The organism is Pseudomonas sp. RL, assembly GCF_000647775.1.
GTDB lineage: Bacteria > Pseudomonadota > Gammaproteobacteria > Pseudomonadales > Pseudomonadaceae > Serpens > Serpens flexibilis.
This window is the reverse complement of sequence record NZ_JBOY01000048.1, coordinates 18,001-35,539: the sequence shown is the minus strand read 5'-3', so window position 1 is coordinate 35,539 and position 17,539 is coordinate 18,001. Positions and strand designations below refer to the sequence as shown.

Genomic DNA, 17,539 nt, shown 5'->3' with positions numbered 1-17,539 from the left:
GGCGCAGCGCCGATGTCGCCGTGGTGGACTGCGACGGCTTTGCCGTCCAGGGCACCACCGAATACTTTCCGGCGCACCAATTCACCGCCGGCTTCATCGCCCCGGAAGCCTTCCGCGCCAAACAGGCCCCGCAGGCCCTGCGTCAGCCCCAGGACGCCTTCGCCCTGGCGGTGATCCTGTTTAAGCTGATCAACGGCGGCCTGCACCCCTATCAGGGCGTGCCTGACGGCCAGCGCGAGATTCCCAGCGATAACCAGAACCGCATCGCCGGCGGCTTTTATCCCTACGGTCTGCAACCGCACCGCGACATCAAACCTTCACCCTGGAGCATCCACCGGGACTTCCCGCGGATTCTGCGCGAGGCCTTCGACAGCAGTTTCACCAGCACCCGCCGGCCTTCGGCGCAGGACTGGGTGACGCTTCTGGAGCAGGCAAAGGCGCGGCTGAAAGCCTGCTCAGGCGACAGCGACCACAGCTATTGGGGCAACGCATGTCCCCACTGCGCACGCGCCAGCACCAAGGTCGAGGTACGCAAGCCCACGCGGCGTCAGCACACTCCAGTGCAACACGCGCCTACCCCACCGGTTGTCCAACCCCTCCCGCCGACACCGACATCGGCGGGCAGCCCGGGTGCGGTGGTCGGGGTCATAATTGCCCTGTTCGTGCTGATCATGCTGCTTGCCGATGGTTGCTCCGGCCGCTCCAGCTATACGTATGTGCCCCAGCAGGTGCCCGTAGAGGCTCCGCCCCCGCCTCCGGACCCCCGGCCGCGTGCCTGGTCTGCCATGGGCCCCCGACTGGCCGCCCTGTACACCGCCGACCGCACGGCCCTGTATCGACTGCAATCGCGACATGGATATCCGTCCGCCAGCAGCGATGAGAAACCTGAAGCTATCCCCTACCACCGCTTCGGCGCCTTCGATCAGCCCGAATCCCTCAGCCTGCTCACCCGACTGCCGAGCAACGCCGACTTCCTGGGGATCGCCAACGACGGGGTGAACCTGGCACGCCTGGACATGCTTAGCCAGACACTGGAGCCGCTGACCGCCTATGAGGCCTCCGGGCCCTATGGGCTGGGGCTGTGGCAGGCCGACCCGCGGCCGAATCACCGGGGCATCTATCTGCCGCAGTGCGGGCGTTCCTGCGATCTGTTGCAGCGCCTGCAGCCAGGCCGGCAACCCGTCGACTACCGACTGCCTGAATGGCAGGGTCGCGATCCCTTCGAGGGCTTCCCCTACTGGCATTACCAGCTCAGCCCCGAGGGTAAGTTTCTGGTGCTGGCCAGCGCCAGCCAGGTGGCGGTGTTCGCCGTCGATCAGTCACGCGCGCCCCTGGCGGTCATGGACCTGCCGGGTAACACCGGCTATTCGCTCGGCTCACTCTCGGTGGGCCCCCGCGCCGAAACGCTGATGCTCGGCATCTACAAGAGCGAGCGCTTCGGGGTCAACTTTGCCGCCGAGATACTGGAGTTGAGCCGCAGCGGCAAGAAGCTGAGCCTGGACAAGGGCTTCGCGGAGCGCGCTCGCGCTGCGGGCAGCGAAGTGCTGGGCGCGTTTCAGACGTTGAGTCGCGATGGGCAAACGCTTGCCGTGAGCGAATACCAGCAGGTGGAAAGCAACAGCACCGACTACACCTCGCTCAACGCCCCGGTGACCGTGGCGCTCGGCTACCCGGCCATCAGCGTCTGGGAGCGGGATGAACACGGCCAGTGGCGCCTGCGCCAGCGCATCGAGTGGCAAGGTCGACGCGGCAGCGACAAGCTTCAGGTCAGCGCCCCACGCAGGATGGAGTTGATGACCATGACCTGGCTCCGCATGAGCAATAGCAAGGTCTTCTCGGAAAGCCAGGTCCATCAGGAGCTGCAGCTGAGTCCCGACGGCCGCCGCCTGCTGACCGGCGTGGAAACCGAAGAGAAGTACCGCAACCTGCGGGCCACCAGCTATCTGTTCGACATTCAGGGCGGCGAGCCGAACCTGCTGGGGCAGATGACTGCCAGCGTCACGGACGTTGGCAGCGGACTCAAGGCGGCCTATCCCCGGATTCGCCTTTCCGACAGCGGCAATCACGTCGCCATGGGCTGGTACCTTCACCATGCCGGCCCGACCAGACTGGAGCAGCGGCTGCGCGTTCAGGTGTTTGCCTTGCCGGAAGCGGCGCCCACGGCTGACAGCGCCGTCACGGAAGCGGGTTCGAGCGAGGCCGGCCCCCAGCCAGGGGACTCCCGCCCCTGAGGCTCCTGTTGCCGGTCACGCGAGGGCGAGGCCGCAGTCCATCAGCCCCCACCGGCAGCCCAAACAAAACCGCCGCCCCAAGGGCGGCGGTTTTGCGTCAAGACTCAAATCAGGCCTGGCGAACCTGCCGTTCCAGCTCGGCCTTGAGGGCCGGATCAAGCCTCAGTTGCTTGGCCAGCTCGTCGAGGTAGGCGCGCTCCATGAAGTGCTCCTCGTCCACCATCAGGACGCTGGCCAGGTACATCTCGCTGGCCATTTCCGGCGTACGGGCGGCACGGGCGACATCGGCCGGGTCGAGCGGCTTGTTCAGTTCGGCGTGCAGCCAGCGCTGCAGGTCGGGATCGTTGTCGAGTTTGGCGAATTCACCTTCGATCAGCGCCGTCTCGCGTGCATCCACATGCCCGTCGGCCTTGGCCGCCGCCACCAGCGCCTTGAGGATTGCCTGGCTGTGCTGTTCCACCTGGGCCGGTGGCAGCCGGTCGAGGGTCTGCGGCTCGCGCTGCTGCGCCGCGCCCTGCTGAGCCTGCCAGTTGCCATAGGCCTTGTAGGCCAGCACGCCGAGCGCCGCCAGGCCGCCATAGGTCAGGGCCTTGCCGCCGAGCTTGCGCGCCTTCTTGTTGCCCAGCAGCAGGGCCATCGCACCGCCAGCCAGGGCCCCGCCACCGGCGCCGGACAGCAGGCCGCCCAAGCCGTTGTTTGCGCCCGTGCTACCGGACAGCCCGCCGATTCCCGGTTTGCCGGTAAGGCTTCCGCCCTGCTTCTGCAGCAGTTCCTGACCGGATTTGAGCAACTGGTCGAGTAAACCTCGGGTGTTCATCGCGCGTCCTCCGAAGAAAATGGCAGTCAGAGTAAAGCCTGACCGCCACCCCCGGCGTGGCGCATTTGCGTCCGGATATTGCGTTCGAGCGGCTGTTATTCAGCGGGCATCCAACTGGCCCAGCAGCTCGGGCAGCACCACCCCCGCCGCGCCGGCCAGGGAGAATTCCCGCGCACCGCCCTGACCGGAGGGCTGCGGGTTGATGTGCGCGACGGTCGCGCCGGCCTGCAGCGCCAGCAGCGGAATCGACGCCGCCGGCTGCACCACGCCGGAGGTGCCGACTGACAGCAGCACATCGCATTCTCCGGCCGCCTTGAAGGCAGCCCGCAAGGCGGCTTCCGGCAGCGCCTCGCCAAACCACACCACGCCGGGTCGCACCTTGCCGTTGCAGCGCTGGCAGCGCGGCGGCTCCAGGCGGCGGCCCTCGGCGGGCTCCTCAGGTACTTCGCTGATTGCATGCGGGCGGCCGCAGGCAAAGCAGCGCGGCGCATGCAGGCTGCCGTGCAGGTGGATGACGTCGCGACTGCCGGCACGCTCGTGCAGGTCGTCGACGTTCTGGGTGATCAGCGTCAGTTTCGGCACCCGCTCGGCCAGCGCGGCGATGGCGCGGTGCGCCGGGTTGGGCTGGGCCTGCAGCACCTTCATGCGGCGCCATTCGTACCAGCCCCAGACCAGCGCCGGATCACGCCGGAAGGCCGAAGGCGTGGCCAGCTCGGCGGGATCGAAGCGTTCCCACAGGCCGCTCAGGGCATCGCGGAAGGTGGGAATGCCGCTCTCGGCGGACACCCCGGCGCCAGTGAACACCACCAGGTGGCGGGCCTTGCGCAGTGCAATCGAAAGAGCATCGGGGATCAGCATGTCAGGCTCCGGGCGGCCAACGGATCGCCGGGGATTATCCATGGAGCGCGCGGCCTGTGTCTCACCGGTCAGGACGCGTCGTGGCGCCTGGACGGCGTGGCATAATGCGCGCCGCTTGTTTGGCACGTCATTTCAGTAGGGCAACGATGCTGCAGAAGTTCGAAGTCATTGTCATCGGTGCCGGAGCGGCCGGTCTGATGTGCGCGGCCAACGCAGCCGCGCGTGGGCGCCAGGTGCTGGTGCTGGACCACGCCAACAAGGCCGGCAAGAAAATCCTCATGTCGGGCGGCGGCCGGTGCAACTTCACCAACTACTTTATTGCGCCCGACAAATACCTCAGCCATAACCCGCACTTCTGCAAATCGGCATTGAAGCGTTACACCCAGTGGGACTTCATCGCCCTGGTGGAACGCTACGGCATTGCCTACCACGAGAAGAAAGACGGCCAGCTGTTCTGCGACCACAAGGCCTCCGACATCCTCGACATGCTGCTGAGCGAATGCGAGCAGTACGGCGTGCAGATTCGCCTGGACACCGAGGTGACCCGCATCGAGTCCAGCAGCACGGCAGGCTGCCGTTTCCAGTTGCGCGCCGCCGGCCAGCAGCTGGGCTGCGAATCCCTGGTGATTGCCACCGGCGGCCCGTCGATTCCGACCCTGGGCGCCAGTGGCTTTGGCTATGAGCTCGCCCGTCAGTTCGGGCTGCCGGTGTACCCCACTCGCGCCGGCCTGGTGCCATTCACCATTACCGATCAGCACAAGGCGCTGTGCAGCGCGTTGAGCGGCACGGCGCTGCGGGTGGACGTCAGCGTGCCGGGCAAGAGCTTCACCGACGACATGCTGTTCACCCATCGCGGCTTGAGCGGTCCGGCGATGTTGCAGATTTCGTCGTACTGGGAAGAAGGCGATGCGCTGACCATCAACCTGCTGCCCGACCAGGATCTGGCCCAGAGCCTGCGCCAGGCGCAGCATCAGCGGCCCAAGGTGCTGCTGCGCAACTGGCTGGCGGAGCTGACGACCCAGAAATTCGCCGAACATTGGCTGGCGTCGACGCCATGGACCAATCACACCCTGGCGCAACTGAACGGCGCGGACATGGATGCCTTTGCGCAAGGCTTGCACGAGTGGGTGGTCAAGCCGTCCGGCACGGAAGGCTATCGCACCGCCGAGGTAGCCCTGGGCGGGGTGGATACCGATGTCCTGTCATCCAAGTCGATGGAGTGCAAGACGCTACCGGGGCTGTTCTTCATAGGCGAAGTGGTCGACGTGACCGGCCATCTGGGCGGATTCAACTTCCAGTGGGCGTGGTCCAGCGCGGTGGCGGCGGCGGAGTTTGTCTGAGGGAGCGCGAAGCTTTTCGTGCGGGCCGACGCTAAAAGCTCGCGAATGAATTCGCTTCTACAGGTAATGCGCCGCCGCCATTTTGCAGCTGCCCGCGCTGGAAGCCATTGAACTGAACGCGGACTCGAACCGCGTTCGCCCCTGTATACTGCGCGCCCTTCGGCGCCTTGGCGCCCGTCGTTTTCCTTTTTCAGTGTCAGTGCGGTCGTATCGTGGAAAAAACCCCAGTCTCCCAGCAGCCCTTGAGCCGTCGTTTCTCCATCGCGCCGATGATGGACTGGACTGATCGCCATTTCCGGTTCCTGGCCCGTCAGCTCTCGCGTCACACCCTGCTCTACACGGAAATGGTGACCACCGGCGCCCTGCTGAATGGCGATGCCCAGCGCTTCCTGCGCTATGACGAGTGCGAGCATCCATTGGCCCTGCAGCTGGGCGGCAGCAACCCGGCTGAGCTGGCGGCGTGCGCGAAGATGGCGGAAGCGGCGGGATACGACGAGGTGAACCTGAACGTGGGCTGCCCGAGCGATCGGGTGCAGAACAACCTGATCGGCGCCTGCCTGATGGCGCATCCGGCGCTGGTGGCCGAGTGCGTGAAGGCCATGCAGGACGCCGTGTCGATTCCGGTGACGGTCAAGCACCGTATCGGCATCAATGGCCGTGACAGCTATGCCGAGCTGTGCGATTTCGTCGGCCAGGTCAGCGAGGCCGGTTGCCGCAGCTTCACCGTGCACGCACGCATCGCCATTCTCGAGGGCCTGTCGCCCAAGGAGAACCGCGAGGTGCCGCCGCTGCGTTATGACGTGGCCGCGCACTTGAAGCGGGACTTCCCCGATCTGGAGCTGGTGCTCAACGGCGGCATCAAGACGCTGGAGGCCTGCGAGGAGCACCTGCAGGTGTTCGACGGGGTGATGCTCGGCCGCGAGGCGTATCACAACGCCTACCTGCTGGCCGAGGTGGATCAGCGCCTGTTCGGCAGCACGGCGCCCGTGATCAGTCGCAGCGAGGCGCTGGCGCGCCTGCGCCCCTACATCGAGCGGCATCTGGCCGAGGGCGGCGTGATGCACCATGTGACCCGTCATACGCTGGGTCTGGCCCAGGGTTTCCCCGGGGCGCGGCGTTTCCGGCAATTGCTGTCGGTGGACGTGCAAAAGACCGACGATCCATTGGGGCTGCTGGATCAGGCCATCGAAGTGCTGGCCGGACGGTAAACCCCGCCGCTGTGCGTAGGGTGGTCAGCGTTGTACCGGCCGCCATTCGATGTTGGCATCTCGGTGGCCGAAAACGACGTCGACCACCCTACGCGCGCGTTACAGACCCAGTTCGTCGAGCGCCTCGTCGGCCTGGTCGAGAGCCAGCTCCGTGCTGTCGATCAGGTTGGAAACCTCTTCCACCGATGCCTCGCCAAGATCGACGGCCTTCAGCGCCGCCAGCAGCTCGTTCATGCGCTGGATGACGGCGGCGGCGCGATCGCGGTCTTCCTCGGCATGCTCCTCCTCGTCCGGCTGACGGAGATAGTTCTCGGCGTGACCCTTGGTTTCCTCGGCCGACTCGATCAGTTCGGCAATTTCGTTGCGGATGTCGTCCACCAGCGCCATGGGTTGTTCCCCGTTATTGAATAAGCCTTGATTAATGCGGGCGGCGGCGCAGGAATCAAGGGCAGCGATACAAAATGCCTGCTATCCATTGACCCGCGTCCTGGCGCGTCCCCGGGCCTCTGTTATCCTCCTGTGATTTTCCGTGCGGCGACCGCCGCGTCAGGGACGACGTTTCTTCAAGTCATCGCAGGTGCCCCATGCCTTCCAAGCTGGACCAGTTGAAAGCCTTCACCACCGTGGTTGCCGATACCGGCGACCTGGATGCCATCGCTCGCCTCAAGCCGGTGGACGCCACCACCAATCCGTCACTGCTGCTCAAGGCGGCCGCCCTGCCCCGCTATGCCGATCTGCTGCAGAACGCCACGCGGGCCGCTGGCGGCGATACCGGCCTGGCCTGCGACCATTTCGCCGTCGCGGTAGGCGGGGAGATCCTCAAGGTCATACCCGGGCGCATCTCCACCGAGGTGGATGCCCGCCTGTCCTTCGACAGCGAAGCCACCCAGCGCCGCGCCGAGCGCCTGATCGATCTCTACGATCGGGCCGGCATCGGCCGCGAGCGGGTACTGATCAAGGTCGCCGCGACCTGGGAAGGCATCCGCGCCGCCGAACGCCTGGAACAGTCCGGCATCCAGACCAACCTGACCCTGCTGTTTTCCTTCGCCCAGGCGGCGGCCTGCGCCGATGCGGGCGTGTACCTGATCTCCCCCTTCGTGGGGCGCATCTACGACTGGTACAAGAAGGCCGAGGGCCGCGATTACGTGGGCGCGGAAGATCCGGGCGTGCGCTCGGTGACGCGCATCTACGACTACTACAAGGCCAACGGCTACTCGACGGTGGTGATGGGCGCCAGCTTCCGCAACCTGGGGCAGATCGAGGCGCTGGCCGGCTGCGATCGCCTGACCATCAGCCCGGAGCTGCTGCAGAAGCTGTCCGAGGATGAAAGCCCGCTGCAGCGCCAGCTACAACCGGGCGCCGCCGGTGAACCCCGTCAGGTGCTGGATGAAAGCGCGTTCCGCTGGGCGCTGAACGAAGATGCCATGGCCACCGAGAAGCTGGCCGAGGGCATTCGCCTGTTTGCGCGGGATCAGGAGAAGCTGGAAGCCCTATTGCGCGGCTGAGGCCTGGGGTTTCGTAGGGTGGTCAAGGCGCAGCCTTGGCCACCCTTGAGGAGCGGGCACTCAAGGCCAGGCCGTGAGCGCCTTCGGCGGCCGGAAAGGCGCCGCCTCCCGGCAAAACGACAAAAGGCGATGCAACCGGCATCGCCTTTTTCATGCCCCGCCCGACTCAGCTGCGTTCCAGCGCCTCGACCAGATCGCGGAACGCCTGGCGGTTGGAGTCGTTGAGGCTCATCAGGATGCGGTGGGCTTCCAGCACCCGGTGGCGCACTTCCTCCTCGGAGACGTCCTGGCACGGCAGGTCGCGCAGGCTTTCCGGGGTGATCTGCGGCTGGTCGACGATGTTGAACACCTGATCGAACCCCATGGAGTGCAGCAGCCGGGTGATGTCCGGGTTGCGGGTCACCAGGGTGGGAAGCAGCCCGACCTTCTGCCGCGACAGGATCGACAGCTTGGCCAGCAGTCCGAGGGTGGTGCTGTCGATGCTGCGGGTGTCGATCAGGTCGATGACGATGCTCGAAAAGTTCGTCGCAGAGAAGATCTGTTCGATGGTGGAATCCAGCACGGAGCAGAGGGTCAGGCGTATCTCGCCGATGAACTTGAGTACGAAGGTGCCTTCCTGCTCGGCAAACTGGATCTTGCCGTTACTCATTCAAGATTCCTGCTCAGTACCAGGAGGGCGATGTCGTCCGGCATGTCGCCCAGTTCATTCAATCCAAAAGTCTGTCGCAGACCCTCCAGGGTTCCACCTGCCGCGCCAATCATCCTGGGCAACGCAGCCTCCTTTTCTTTGAGTGTCTCACCCGGCAAAAGATCGAGAATGCCGTCCGAGAGCAGCGTCAGGCTGAACGCCTCGGGCAGCTGGATCTCGCGGTCCTCGAAGGTGGCTTCCTCGAACAGCCCCACCGGCAGGCCGCGACCCTGCAGATATTCGGCCTGACCGTTCTGGTAAAGCACCGGTAGCGGAAGATGGCCACCGATACTGTAGGTCAGCCGATCGGTGGGCAGGTCGATGATCCCGCCCAGCATGGTCACGTGCTTGCCGAGCTTGAGGTTGATCAGGCCCCGATTGATGTGACCCAGCACGTCGGAGGGCTTGAACTCGGGCAGCTTGCCACCGCGCCGCGACTCGTAGAGCAGCCGCGTGGTCATGAACTTGAGCAGCACGGTGACGAACGCCGAGGAGGCGCCATGCCCGGAAACATCGGCCAGGTAGAAGGCGATGCGCCGGTCGTCGAGGCGAAAGTAGTCGACGAAGTCACCGGAGAGATACAGCGAAGGGATGATCTGGTGGGAGAAGCTGAAGCCGTCCGCCGTCCAAGGGGTGTCCGGCAGCAGGCTGATCTGCACCTGGCGGCCGGCGTCCTGGTCTTCCTGCAGCAGGTGCAGGCTGGCCTGCAGCTCGCGGTTGGTGGCCTCCAGCCTCTCGCTGTACACCGCGTTCTCGTGGCGCAGGCGCGCGCGATCCAGGGCCCGGCGGATGGAGTGCTCCAGCACCGCCAGGTCTTCCAGGGGTTTGATCAGGTAATCGGCGGCACCCAGGCGCAGGGCCTCGACCACGTCGTTCATCACGCCGGCCCCGGACACCACGATCACCGGAGCGGTATCGTTCAGCTCGCCGATGCGGCGGATCAGCTCCAGGCCGTCGATCTGCGGCATGCGCAGGTCGCAGATCACCAGGTCCGGGTGTTCCTGCTGGAAGATTTCCAGGCCCTGATGCCCGTTGCTGGCCTGCGCGACCGTGAATCCGCTGTCCTCCAGATAAGCCGCGAGGCTGGTTCGCACAGCCTCGTCGTCATCAATGATCAGCAGTTTGGCACTGGGATTGTGCATGGGATTTCCAGGCATACGGCGCCGGATGCGATGGACTGATTGGCCGGCGGAAGCACGGCGAAGTATAGGGAGTTCTCGACACGGCGCAGACGGTACTCCCATCCGACAGGCGATTCAAGCTTGCGGGCGTACGCCCAAAGGGCTATGGCCAGGCTCAGAAATCGTCCTCGATCATGCCGTCGCGCACCTTGAACTCGCGGTTCTGCAGGTACACGTTGCGCAGGAAGGTGTACTTGTCGCCCTGGATGAGGCGCTCGGCGTCCAGGAAGCTCGCCCGCGTATCCACTACATCCAGACCCAGCAACTGGTTGCGGGTACGCACGTGGTCCAGATGGGTATAGAGACCGTTGTAGCTGTCGGGGAAGCGGGCCAGGCCGTCGCGCACCGTGCTCGGCCCCAGGAACGGCAGCACCAGGTACGGCCCGCTGCCCAGCCCCCAGACGCCGAGGGTTTGGCCGAAGTCCTCGTCGTTGCGCTGCAGGCCCATCCGCGTGGCCACGTCGAAGAAACCCAGCAGCCCGAAGGTGGAGTTGAACAGCAGGCGCGCGGTATCCACGCCCGCCGCGTGCAGCTTGCCTTGCAGCAGGTTGTTGGTCAGGTTGCGCACCTCGCCCACATTGCTGAAGACATTGCCGATGCCGGTTTCCAGGAAGTCCGGCGTCACGGTGCGATACCCCTTGGCCAGCGGCTTCAGCGCATAGGTGTCCAAGGTCTCGTTGAAGGCGAACATCGAGCGGTTGAAGCCTTCCCATGGATCGTCCTCGTGAGCCTGCGCTGCCGCCTGTAATGGCAACGCCAGGACAGCACAGACCGCCAGGCAACGGACCGTCACTGACATGCCGACGGCGAAAACAGCCATTGCAGTACCTCCTCGAGATTCGTAGTGTGTCGCCCCCGCCAACCGGCGGAAACCCGATTCCAGACGCGCCGGAGCCGGCAAAGCCGCGAAGTATACGGCCAGTTCCCCACAGAGAGGCACCCCCATGTCCGCGTCCGACACCCCTCGCCTGCTGCACGCCTGCCGCATCCCGGTACGCTGGGGCGACATGGACAGCTACGGCCACGTCAACAACACCCGCTATGTGCAGTATCTGGAGGAGGCACGCATCGCCTGGTTCGCCAGTCTTTCCATGGACATCGACCATGGGCCGGAAGGTCCGGTGGTGCTGCAAGTGCAGCACACCTACCTGCGTCCCGTGGTCCATCCGGCCACGGTAGTCGTCGAGCTGTATGCCGGCGCGCTGGGTCGCAGCAGCCTGACCCTGGAACACCGCCTGTATACCGAGGCGGAGCCGGGCATCCTGTACGGGGAAGGCTTCTGCAAGCTGGTGTGGATCGAGCATGCGGCAAACCGTTCGGTGCCGGTGCCGCCCGGCCTGCGCGCGCTGTTAGCACCGCCTGTCTGAGACGCCCCCTACGTCATCGAACCGTCACCGGGCAACTCTAGCCTGCTCCTCTCAAGCAAAGAGGAACCGCATGATGAGCGCCCGCCCACAGCTGTTTACCGCCGTGCTGTTCGGCCTGTCCGGATGTCTGGTCGATCATGGTGCATACGTGGTACGTCAAGCCCGGCAGCCGCTCCAGGCGCCACGCGTGAGCCTGGGCAACCTGGCCCTCAGCAGCCGCCTGGAACGGGCCGCCCGGGTGCAGGACTGGCAAGCCCAGGCCGACCTGCGCGAGCAGGCCCTGGCTCGAGCCCAGCCCACGCCGAATGCGCTGGCCACCCTGGAAACCCTGCACCGCCAGGGCGTGCCCTGCGCCTGGCTGGAGGAGTTGCCGGATACCGTCTGCCAGGCGCTGGCCTCGCGCCTGCCGGGCTGGCTGGCGGGATTTCCCGGCACCGAGACCCGCCCCTGGCCGGCGCCGGACGCCTGCTGGGAGGCGCTCAGCCAACTGAACATTCCGCACCTGGAAGGCAGCGTTCTGGTATGTAGCGATACACGCCTGCTGGAGGCCGGCCTGCGCGCCGGGCTCTGGACCATCGGCTTGGCGACCAGCGGCAGTCAGTGCGGGCTGAGCCTTTCGGACTGGCAGAGCCTGACGCCCTTGGAGCAGAAGTCGCTACGTACCGTGGCCACCCTGGAGCTGTACCAGTTGGGTGCGCATTCGGTCATCGACGACCTGGGCGACCTGGCCAGCTGCCTGGCGGACCTGGCCAAGCGACGGGCCAAGGGTGAAAAACCCTGATACCCCGTGTCACAGGCGAACTGCCGGGCACTGCCTTATCTTTAGGGCAACGCCTGCCGTCCGGCGGGCGATGGACCAAGGGAGTACCGCCATGCCCGCACAGGAACTTCGCAAGCAGCTCGAACAGTTGCGCGACCAGCTCGAACAGACGCCACCGCTGGACGCCGACGAGCGCGGCGCCATTCAGGCGCTGATCGAGCAGATCGAAACCCAGTTGGCACTGCAAAGCCCGCCGCCTGCCGACGAGACGCTGGTGGACGGCATCAACCTGGCCGTGGAGCGTTTCGAGGTCAGCCACCCCACGCTGGCCGGCACCCTGCGCAACATCATGCAGAGTCTGGTCAGCATGGGTATCTGACGCCTACTGGCGCACCAGCCGGCGGTTGTCCACCTGCAACGCCTCGCTGCTGCGGTAGGGATTGATGTCCAGCCCGCCGCGGCGCACGTAGCGCGCGTAGACGGTCAGCCGCCGCGGCTGCAGCAGGCGTTGCAGGTCCAGGAAGATGCGCTCCACGCACTGCTCGTGGAAGTCGCGATGCTGGCGGAAGCTGATCAGGTAGGCCAGCAGGCTGGCCGGATCCAGCGCCGGGCCCTGGTAATCGACCACCACACTGCCCCAGTCCGGCTGGCCGGTGACCGGGCAGTTGGATTTCAGCAGGTGGCTGTGCAGGCATTCGTCGACCTGGCGATGCGGGTCGCAGCGCAGCAGCTCCGGGCGCGGATGGTCGTAGCCGGTGATTTCGACATCCAGCGCATCGATGCAACGGCCCGGCAAGCGGGCCACGCCCTCCTCGCCCACCTCGTCCAGGCTGCGCACCCGCACGCCGACCGGCGCGCCGGCCACTACCGACAGGTCGCGCCGCAGCGCTTCGCACACCGCCTGCGTATCGGCGAACGGGGTCTGGTTCAGGGAGTTGAGGTAGAGCTTGAAGGACTTGGATTCGATGATGTTCGGCGAATCGGCCGGAATGGCGAACTCGCCGATGGCCACCACCGGCTTGCCGGACGGCAGCAGCCAGGACAGCTCGTAGCAGTTCCAGTAATCCACGCCCTGATAGGGCAGCTGGCCGGCCTGCAGCCCCAGCTCCGCCCACTTCGGCGCGCGCGGGATGGGGTAAAGCAGCTCGGGACTGTAGTGGTCGACGTACTCGCTGGACTTGCCCAGCGGCGAATGTTCGGCCGGATGCATGGCGTTACCTGACGAAAAACGGGCCGCGCAGTATAAGCGCGGCCACGCGGATCGGCACCGCCCGGCCGCTTACTGGCGCAGGCCCCGCCCGCTTTTCAGCAGGTGGATGCAGAACAGGTAGAGCACGGCGGTGGCCAGCAGCATGAAGCCGATGGCGGTGCCGATGTGGATGTCGGATACGCCGAGGATGCCGTAGCGGAAGGCATTCACCATGTGCAGGATCGGGTTGGCCAGCGAGACGCTCTGCCAGAACGGCGACAGCAGGTGGATCGAGTAGAACACCCCGCCCAGGTACGTCAGCGGCGTGAGCACGAAGGTGGGGATGATCGAGATGTCGTCGAAGCTGCGCGCATAGGCGGCGTTGATGAAGCCGCCCAGGGCGAAGATGGTCGCCGCCAGCAGGATGACCAGGATCGTCACGCCCAGGTGGTGCACCTGCAGCTGGGTGAAGAACAGCGACAGCACGGTGACGATCAGCGCCACGCCCAGGCCGCGCAGCACGCCGCCGGCCACGTAGCCGACCAGGATGATGTGCGGCGACACCGGCGCCACCATCAGCTCCTCGATGTTGCGCTGGAACTTGCTGCCGAAGAAGCTCGACACCACGTTGCTGTAGGCGTTGGTGATCACCGACATCATGATCAGCCCCGGCACGATGAAGTCCATGTAGGGCAGGCCGTCCATCTCGCCGATGCGCGCGCCGATCAGGTTGCCGAAGATCACGAAATACAGCGCCATGGTGATGGCCGGCGGCAGCAGGGTCTGCGGCCAGATGCGCAGGAAGCGCCGCACTTCCCGGTAGACGATGGTGTGCAGGGCGATCAGGTTGGGACGCAGCTCGTTCATTTCGCCACCTTGCTCAGGTTCTTCTCCACCAGGGACACGAACAGTTCCTCCAGGCGATTGCTCTTGTTGCGCAGGCTCTGTACCTCGATGCCCTGCCGCTGCAGCTGGCCGAACAGGTTGGTGATGCCCTGTTCCTTCTCCACCTGCACCTCCAGGGTACGCCCGTCCAGCAGGCGCGCCGGGTAGCCGTCCAGCTCCGGCGCCAGCAGCTGCGCTTCCTTGAGGTCGAGCAGGAAGGTTTCCACGTGCAGCGACTGCAGCAGGCCGCGCATGCTGGTGTTCTCGACGATGCGCCCGTGATCGATGATCGCGATGTTGCGGCACAGCTGCTCGGCTTCCTCCAGGTAGTGGGTGGTGAGGATGATGGTCACCCCCTGGCGGTTCAGCTCGGTGATGAAGTTCCACATCGAGCGGCGCAGCTCGATGTCCACGCCGGCGGTGGGCTCGTCGAGGATCAGCAAGCGCGGCTGGTGGATCAGCGCGCGGGCGATCATCAGCCGGCGCTTCATGCCGCCGGAGAGCATGCGCGAGGGCACGTTGCGCTTGTCCCACAGGCCCAGCTGGGTCAGGTACTGCTCGGCGCGCTCCTTGGCCACCCGCATGGGGATGCCGTAGTAACCGGCCTGGGTGACGACGATGTCGAACACCTTCTCGAACTGGTTGAAGTTGAACTCCTGGGGCACCACGCCCAGGCAGCGCTTGAGGCCGACCGGGTCACGGTCCAGGTCGTGGCCGAACACCTGCACCGAACCCGAGGTCTTGGTCACCAGGGTGGAGAGAATGCCGATGGTGGTGGACTTGCCGGCGCCGTTGGGGCCGAGCAAGGCGAAGAAGTCGCCTTCGGCGACGTCCAGGTCGATGCCATGCAGGGCCTGGAAGCCGTTGCCGTAGGTCTTGGTCAGCTGCCGGATGGACAGGGCGGAACTCATAGGAAGGCACGCACGCGTTTCTGGAAGAACCCGCACAAATGGGGGCGACAGTCGACAAATGCAAGACCGGTAACATTCGGCGCGTCTGAAACGCCTATGCTGAACCGGACGCTCACCGACCCGGAGGACACCCATGCTCGCCGTCTGGCTACTCGTGCTGCTGTTCGGCATTCTGCTGCTTGCCCACCTGCGCCTGCCGGCGCTGACCAGCCTGATCATCGTCGCCGTGTACCTGGTCGCCATGACGCTCACCGAGGTGGCGCCCGGCGGACTGATGCTGATCCTGGCCCTGCTCTGGGTGGCGGTGGCCCTGCCGGTGCTGATGCCCGACCTGCGCCGGCGGCGCATCACCGCGCCAGCACTGCGGTGGTTCCGCGGCGTGCTGCCGCCCATGTCGGATACCGAGCGCGACGCCATCGAGGCCGGCACCGTGTGGTGGGACGGCCAGCTGTTCAGCGGTCGCCCGGACTGGAACCAGTTGCTGGCCGTGCCCGCCCCGGCGTTGACGGCCGAGGAGCAGGCCTTCGTCGACGGCCCCACCGAGCAGCTGTGCGCCATGGTCAGCGACTGGGACATCGGACAGCGCATGGACCTGCCGCCGGAGGCCTGGGCCTTCATCAAGGAACAGGGCTTCTTCGGCCTGATCATCCCGCGCGAATACGGCGGCAAGGGCTTCTCCGCCCTCGCCCATTCGCAGATCGTCATGAAGCTGGCCACCCGCAGCGCCGACCTGGCCTCCACCGTGATGGTGCCCAACTCCCTTGGCCCGGCCGAACTGCTGCTGCATTACGGCACCGACGAACAGCGCCAGCGCTACCTGCCGCGCCTGGCGCGTGGCGAGGAAATCCCCTGCTTCGCCCTCACCGGCCCGCTGGCCGGCTCCGACGCCGGCGCCATGCCGGACAGCGGCGTCATCTGCCGCGGGCAATGGGAGGGCGAAGAAGTGCTCGGCCTGCGCCTGAACTGGGAGAAGCGCTATATCACCCTCGGCCCGGTGGCCACCCTGCTCGGCCTGGCCTTCAAGGCCTATGACCCGGACCATCTGCTGGGCGAACAGGACGAGCTGGGCATCACCCTGGCGCTGATCCCCACCAACCTGCCCGGCATCGACATCGGCAAGCGCCACCTGCCGCTGGGCGCGGCCTTCATGAACGGCCCGAATGCCGGCAAGGACGTGTTCGTGCCGCTGGACGCGATCATCGGCGGGCCGGCCATGCTCGGCAAAGGCTGGATGATGCTGATGAACTGCCTGTCGGTGGGTCGCTCCATCTCGCTGCCGGCGGTAGGCACCAGCGCGGCGAAGACCTGCGCCTACGCCAGCGGCCGTTACGCGCGCATCCGCGAACAGTTCAACGTGCCGCTTTCCGCCTTCGAGGGCATCCAGGCCCCGCTGGGACGCCTGGCCGGCAACGCCTGGCTGATGGATGCGGCGCGGGTACTCACCGCCCGCGCCGTGGACCTGGGCGAGAAGCCCTCGGTGCTCTCCGCCGTGCTCAAGTACCACCTCACCGAACGCGGCCGCGAATGCATCGCCCACGCCATGGATATCCACGGCGGCAAGGGCATCATCATGGGCCCCAACAACTACCTGGCCCGCGCCTGGCAGGGCGCGCCGATCTTCATCACCGTGGAAGGCGCCAACATCCTCTCGCGCAACCTGATGATCTTCGGCCAGGGCGCCATCCGCAGCCACCCCTACGTATTGAAGGAAATGGAACTGGCCGCTGCCGAGGACAGCGACGCCACCCTGGAAGCCTTCGACCGGGTGCTGCTGGAGCACACGGGCTTCGCGGTCAGCAACGCCGCCAGCGCCTTCCTGCTCGGCCTCACCGGCGGCCTGTTCAGCGCCGCGCCGGGACACGGCGTCAGTCGCCGCTATTTCCGCCACCTCAACCGCCTGGCCGCCGCCTTCGCGCTGATGGCCGACACCTCCATGCTGCTGCTCGGCGGCAGCCTCAAGCGCCGCGAGCGCCTGTCGGCGCGCCTGGGCGACGTCCTCAGCTATCTGTACCTGGGCTCGGCGGCACTCAAGCGCTTCCACGATCTCGGCCATCCCAGGGAACAGGAACCCCTGCTCCGCTGGGCGCTGGAGGAATCGCTGCGCTGCGCCGAAACCGCCCTGGCGGAACTGCTGGACAACTTCCCCAACCGACCGCTGGCCATGCTGCTAAGGGTGCTGGTGTTCCCCCTCGGCCTGCGCCACAAGGGACCGTCGGATGCGCTGGAAGCCCAGCTGGCGGCGATGCTCGATGCTCCGCTGGCCGACCCGGCGCTGGCGCGGCTGCTGGACGGCGTCTACCTGCCGGAGGATGAATCCCAGGCGCTGGGCGCACTGGAGTATGCGTGGCGTCACGTGCAATCCAGCGAGGCGATCGGCAAGGTGCTGCAGCGCGCCGTGCGCGAAGGCCAGTTGCACCCCGCGCGGGGTGGCGACGTGCTTGAGACCGCAGTGGCCGACGGCGTGCTCAACGAGGCCCAGGCCCAGGCGCTGCGCGAGGCGGAAACGGCGCGCCGGCGCGTGATCGACGTGGACGCTTTCGCTCCGGAAGCCCTGCAACCCAGCGACGGCAAGGTGCGCTGAACGGCGTGTTTTTCAAGG

General features: G+C 66.1%; 17 protein-coding genes. 8 read left to right on the top strand and 9 right to left on the bottom strand.

Features of this window, described 5'->3' with window-relative positions; all coding sequences use genetic code 11:
• Positions 1-2,231 (top strand): hypothetical protein (locus tag AS93_RS20820; RefSeq protein ID WP_027590283.1); only part of this gene is annotated, 2,231 nt, incomplete at its 5' end.
• A gap of 109 nt (positions 2,232-2,340) precedes the next feature.
• Here the strand turns inward: AS93_RS20820 and AS93_RS0108825 are convergent.
• Both AS93_RS0108825 and AS93_RS0108820 read right to left on the bottom strand, forming a co-directional pair.
• Positions 2,341-3,048, bottom strand: a complete 708-nt coding sequence (locus AS93_RS0108825; RefSeq protein WP_027590282.1) for a tellurite resistance TerB family protein — start codon at positions 3,046-3,048, stop codon at positions 2,341-2,343.
• Positions 3,049-3,147: 99 nt separating this feature from the next.
• On the bottom strand, positions 3,148-3,903 hold the full coding sequence (locus tag AS93_RS0108820; RefSeq protein ID WP_027590281.1) for an NAD-dependent deacylase: 756 nt from the start codon (positions 3,901-3,903) through the stop codon (positions 3,148-3,150).
• A gap of 152 nt (positions 3,904-4,055) precedes the next feature.
• Here AS93_RS0108820 and AS93_RS0108815 point away from each other — a divergent pair, with 152 nt between their 5' ends.
• On the top strand, positions 4,056-5,246 hold the full coding sequence (locus AS93_RS0108815) for an NAD(P)/FAD-dependent oxidoreductase (RefSeq protein ID WP_027590280.1): 1,191 nt from the start codon (positions 4,056-4,058) through the stop codon (positions 5,244-5,246).
• 209 nt (positions 5,247-5,455) lie between these two features.
• On the top strand, positions 5,456-6,454 hold the full coding sequence (dusA, locus tag AS93_RS0108810; protein WP_081798261.1) for a tRNA dihydrouridine(20/20a) synthase DusA: 999 nt from the start codon (positions 5,456-5,458) through the stop codon (positions 6,452-6,454).
• Positions 6,455-6,553: 99 nt separating this feature from the next.
• Here the strand turns inward: dusA and AS93_RS0108805 are convergent, their stop codons facing one another.
• Positions 6,554-6,841: a hypothetical protein gene (locus AS93_RS0108805; RefSeq protein ID WP_027590278.1), complete on the bottom strand. Its 288-nt coding sequence runs from the start codon at positions 6,839-6,841 to the stop codon at positions 6,554-6,556.
• A 197-nt stretch (positions 6,842-7,038) separates the two neighbouring features.
• Between AS93_RS0108805 and tal the strand changes: the two genes are divergently transcribed.
• On the top strand, positions 7,039-7,959 hold the full coding sequence (gene tal, locus AS93_RS0108800) for a transaldolase (protein WP_027590277.1): 921 nt from the start codon (positions 7,039-7,041) through the stop codon (positions 7,957-7,959).
• Positions 7,960-8,125: 166 nt separating this feature from the next.
• Here the strand turns inward: tal and rssC are convergent, their stop codons facing one another.
• The 3 genes from rssC to AS93_RS0108785 form a co-directional block, all read right to left on the bottom strand.
• Positions 8,126-8,608 (bottom strand): anti-sigma factor antagonist RssC, encoded by a 483-nt coding sequence (rssC, locus tag AS93_RS0108795; protein WP_027590276.1) that lies wholly within the window; start codon positions 8,606-8,608, stop codon positions 8,126-8,128.
• A complete protein-coding gene (gene rssB, locus AS93_RS0108790; RefSeq protein WP_027590275.1) occupies positions 8,605-9,789 on the bottom strand; it encodes a two-component system response regulator RssB in 1,185 nt (394 codons plus the stop codon). Before rssB ends, rssC begins: the two co-directional genes overlap by 4 nt.
• Positions 9,790-9,943: 154 nt before the next feature.
• Complete coding sequence (locus AS93_RS0108785) at positions 9,944-10,648, bottom strand: VacJ family lipoprotein (RefSeq protein ID WP_051587399.1); 705 nt, start codon at positions 10,646-10,648, stop codon at positions 9,944-9,946.
• A 124-nt stretch (positions 10,649-10,772) separates the two neighbouring features.
• Between AS93_RS0108785 and AS93_RS0108780 the strand changes: the two genes are divergently transcribed.
• From AS93_RS0108780 to AS93_RS0108770, 3 genes are all read left to right on the top strand, one after another.
• On the top strand, positions 10,773-11,195 hold the full coding sequence (locus tag AS93_RS0108780) for a thioesterase family protein (protein ID WP_037008754.1): 423 nt from the start codon (positions 10,773-10,775) through the stop codon (positions 11,193-11,195).
• A gap of 70 nt (positions 11,196-11,265) precedes the next feature.
• Entirely contained in the window at positions 11,266-11,976 is a 711-nt protein-coding gene (locus AS93_RS0108775) for a hypothetical protein (RefSeq protein ID WP_027590272.1), read from the top strand.
• Between the two features lie 91 nt (positions 11,977-12,067).
• Positions 12,068-12,334: a DUF4404 family protein gene (locus tag AS93_RS0108770; protein ID WP_027590271.1), complete on the top strand. Its 267-nt coding sequence runs from the start codon at positions 12,068-12,070 to the stop codon at positions 12,332-12,334.
• Between the two features lie 3 nt (positions 12,335-12,337).
• On the opposite strand, the gene queF is transcribed toward AS93_RS0108770, so the two are convergent.
• The 3 genes from queF to AS93_RS0108755 all read right to left on the bottom strand — a co-directional run bounded on the left by queF (position 12,338) and on the right by AS93_RS0108755 (position 14,940).
• Positions 12,338-13,165 (bottom strand): NADPH-dependent 7-cyano-7-deazaguanine reductase QueF, encoded by an 828-nt coding sequence (gene queF, locus AS93_RS0108765; protein ID WP_027590270.1) that lies wholly within the window; start codon positions 13,163-13,165, stop codon positions 12,338-12,340.
• Between the two features lie 69 nt (positions 13,166-13,234).
• A complete protein-coding gene (locus AS93_RS0108760; RefSeq protein ID WP_027590269.1) occupies positions 13,235-14,011 on the bottom strand; it encodes an ABC transporter permease in 777 nt (258 codons plus the stop codon).
• Positions 14,008-14,940, bottom strand: coding sequence for an ABC transporter ATP-binding protein (locus AS93_RS0108755; RefSeq protein ID WP_027590268.1), 933 nt, complete (start codon positions 14,938-14,940; stop codon positions 14,008-14,010). The genes AS93_RS0108760 and AS93_RS0108755 overlap by 4 nt, the downstream gene beginning before the upstream one ends.
• 133 nt (positions 14,941-15,073) lie before the next feature.
• Here AS93_RS0108755 and AS93_RS0108750 point away from each other — a divergent pair, with 133 nt between their 5' ends.
• Positions 15,074-17,521: an acyl-CoA dehydrogenase gene (locus AS93_RS0108750; protein WP_027590267.1), complete on the top strand. Its 2,448-nt coding sequence runs from the start codon at positions 15,074-15,076 to the stop codon at positions 17,519-17,521.
• The last annotated feature ends 18 nt before the right edge of the window (positions 17,522-17,539 follow it).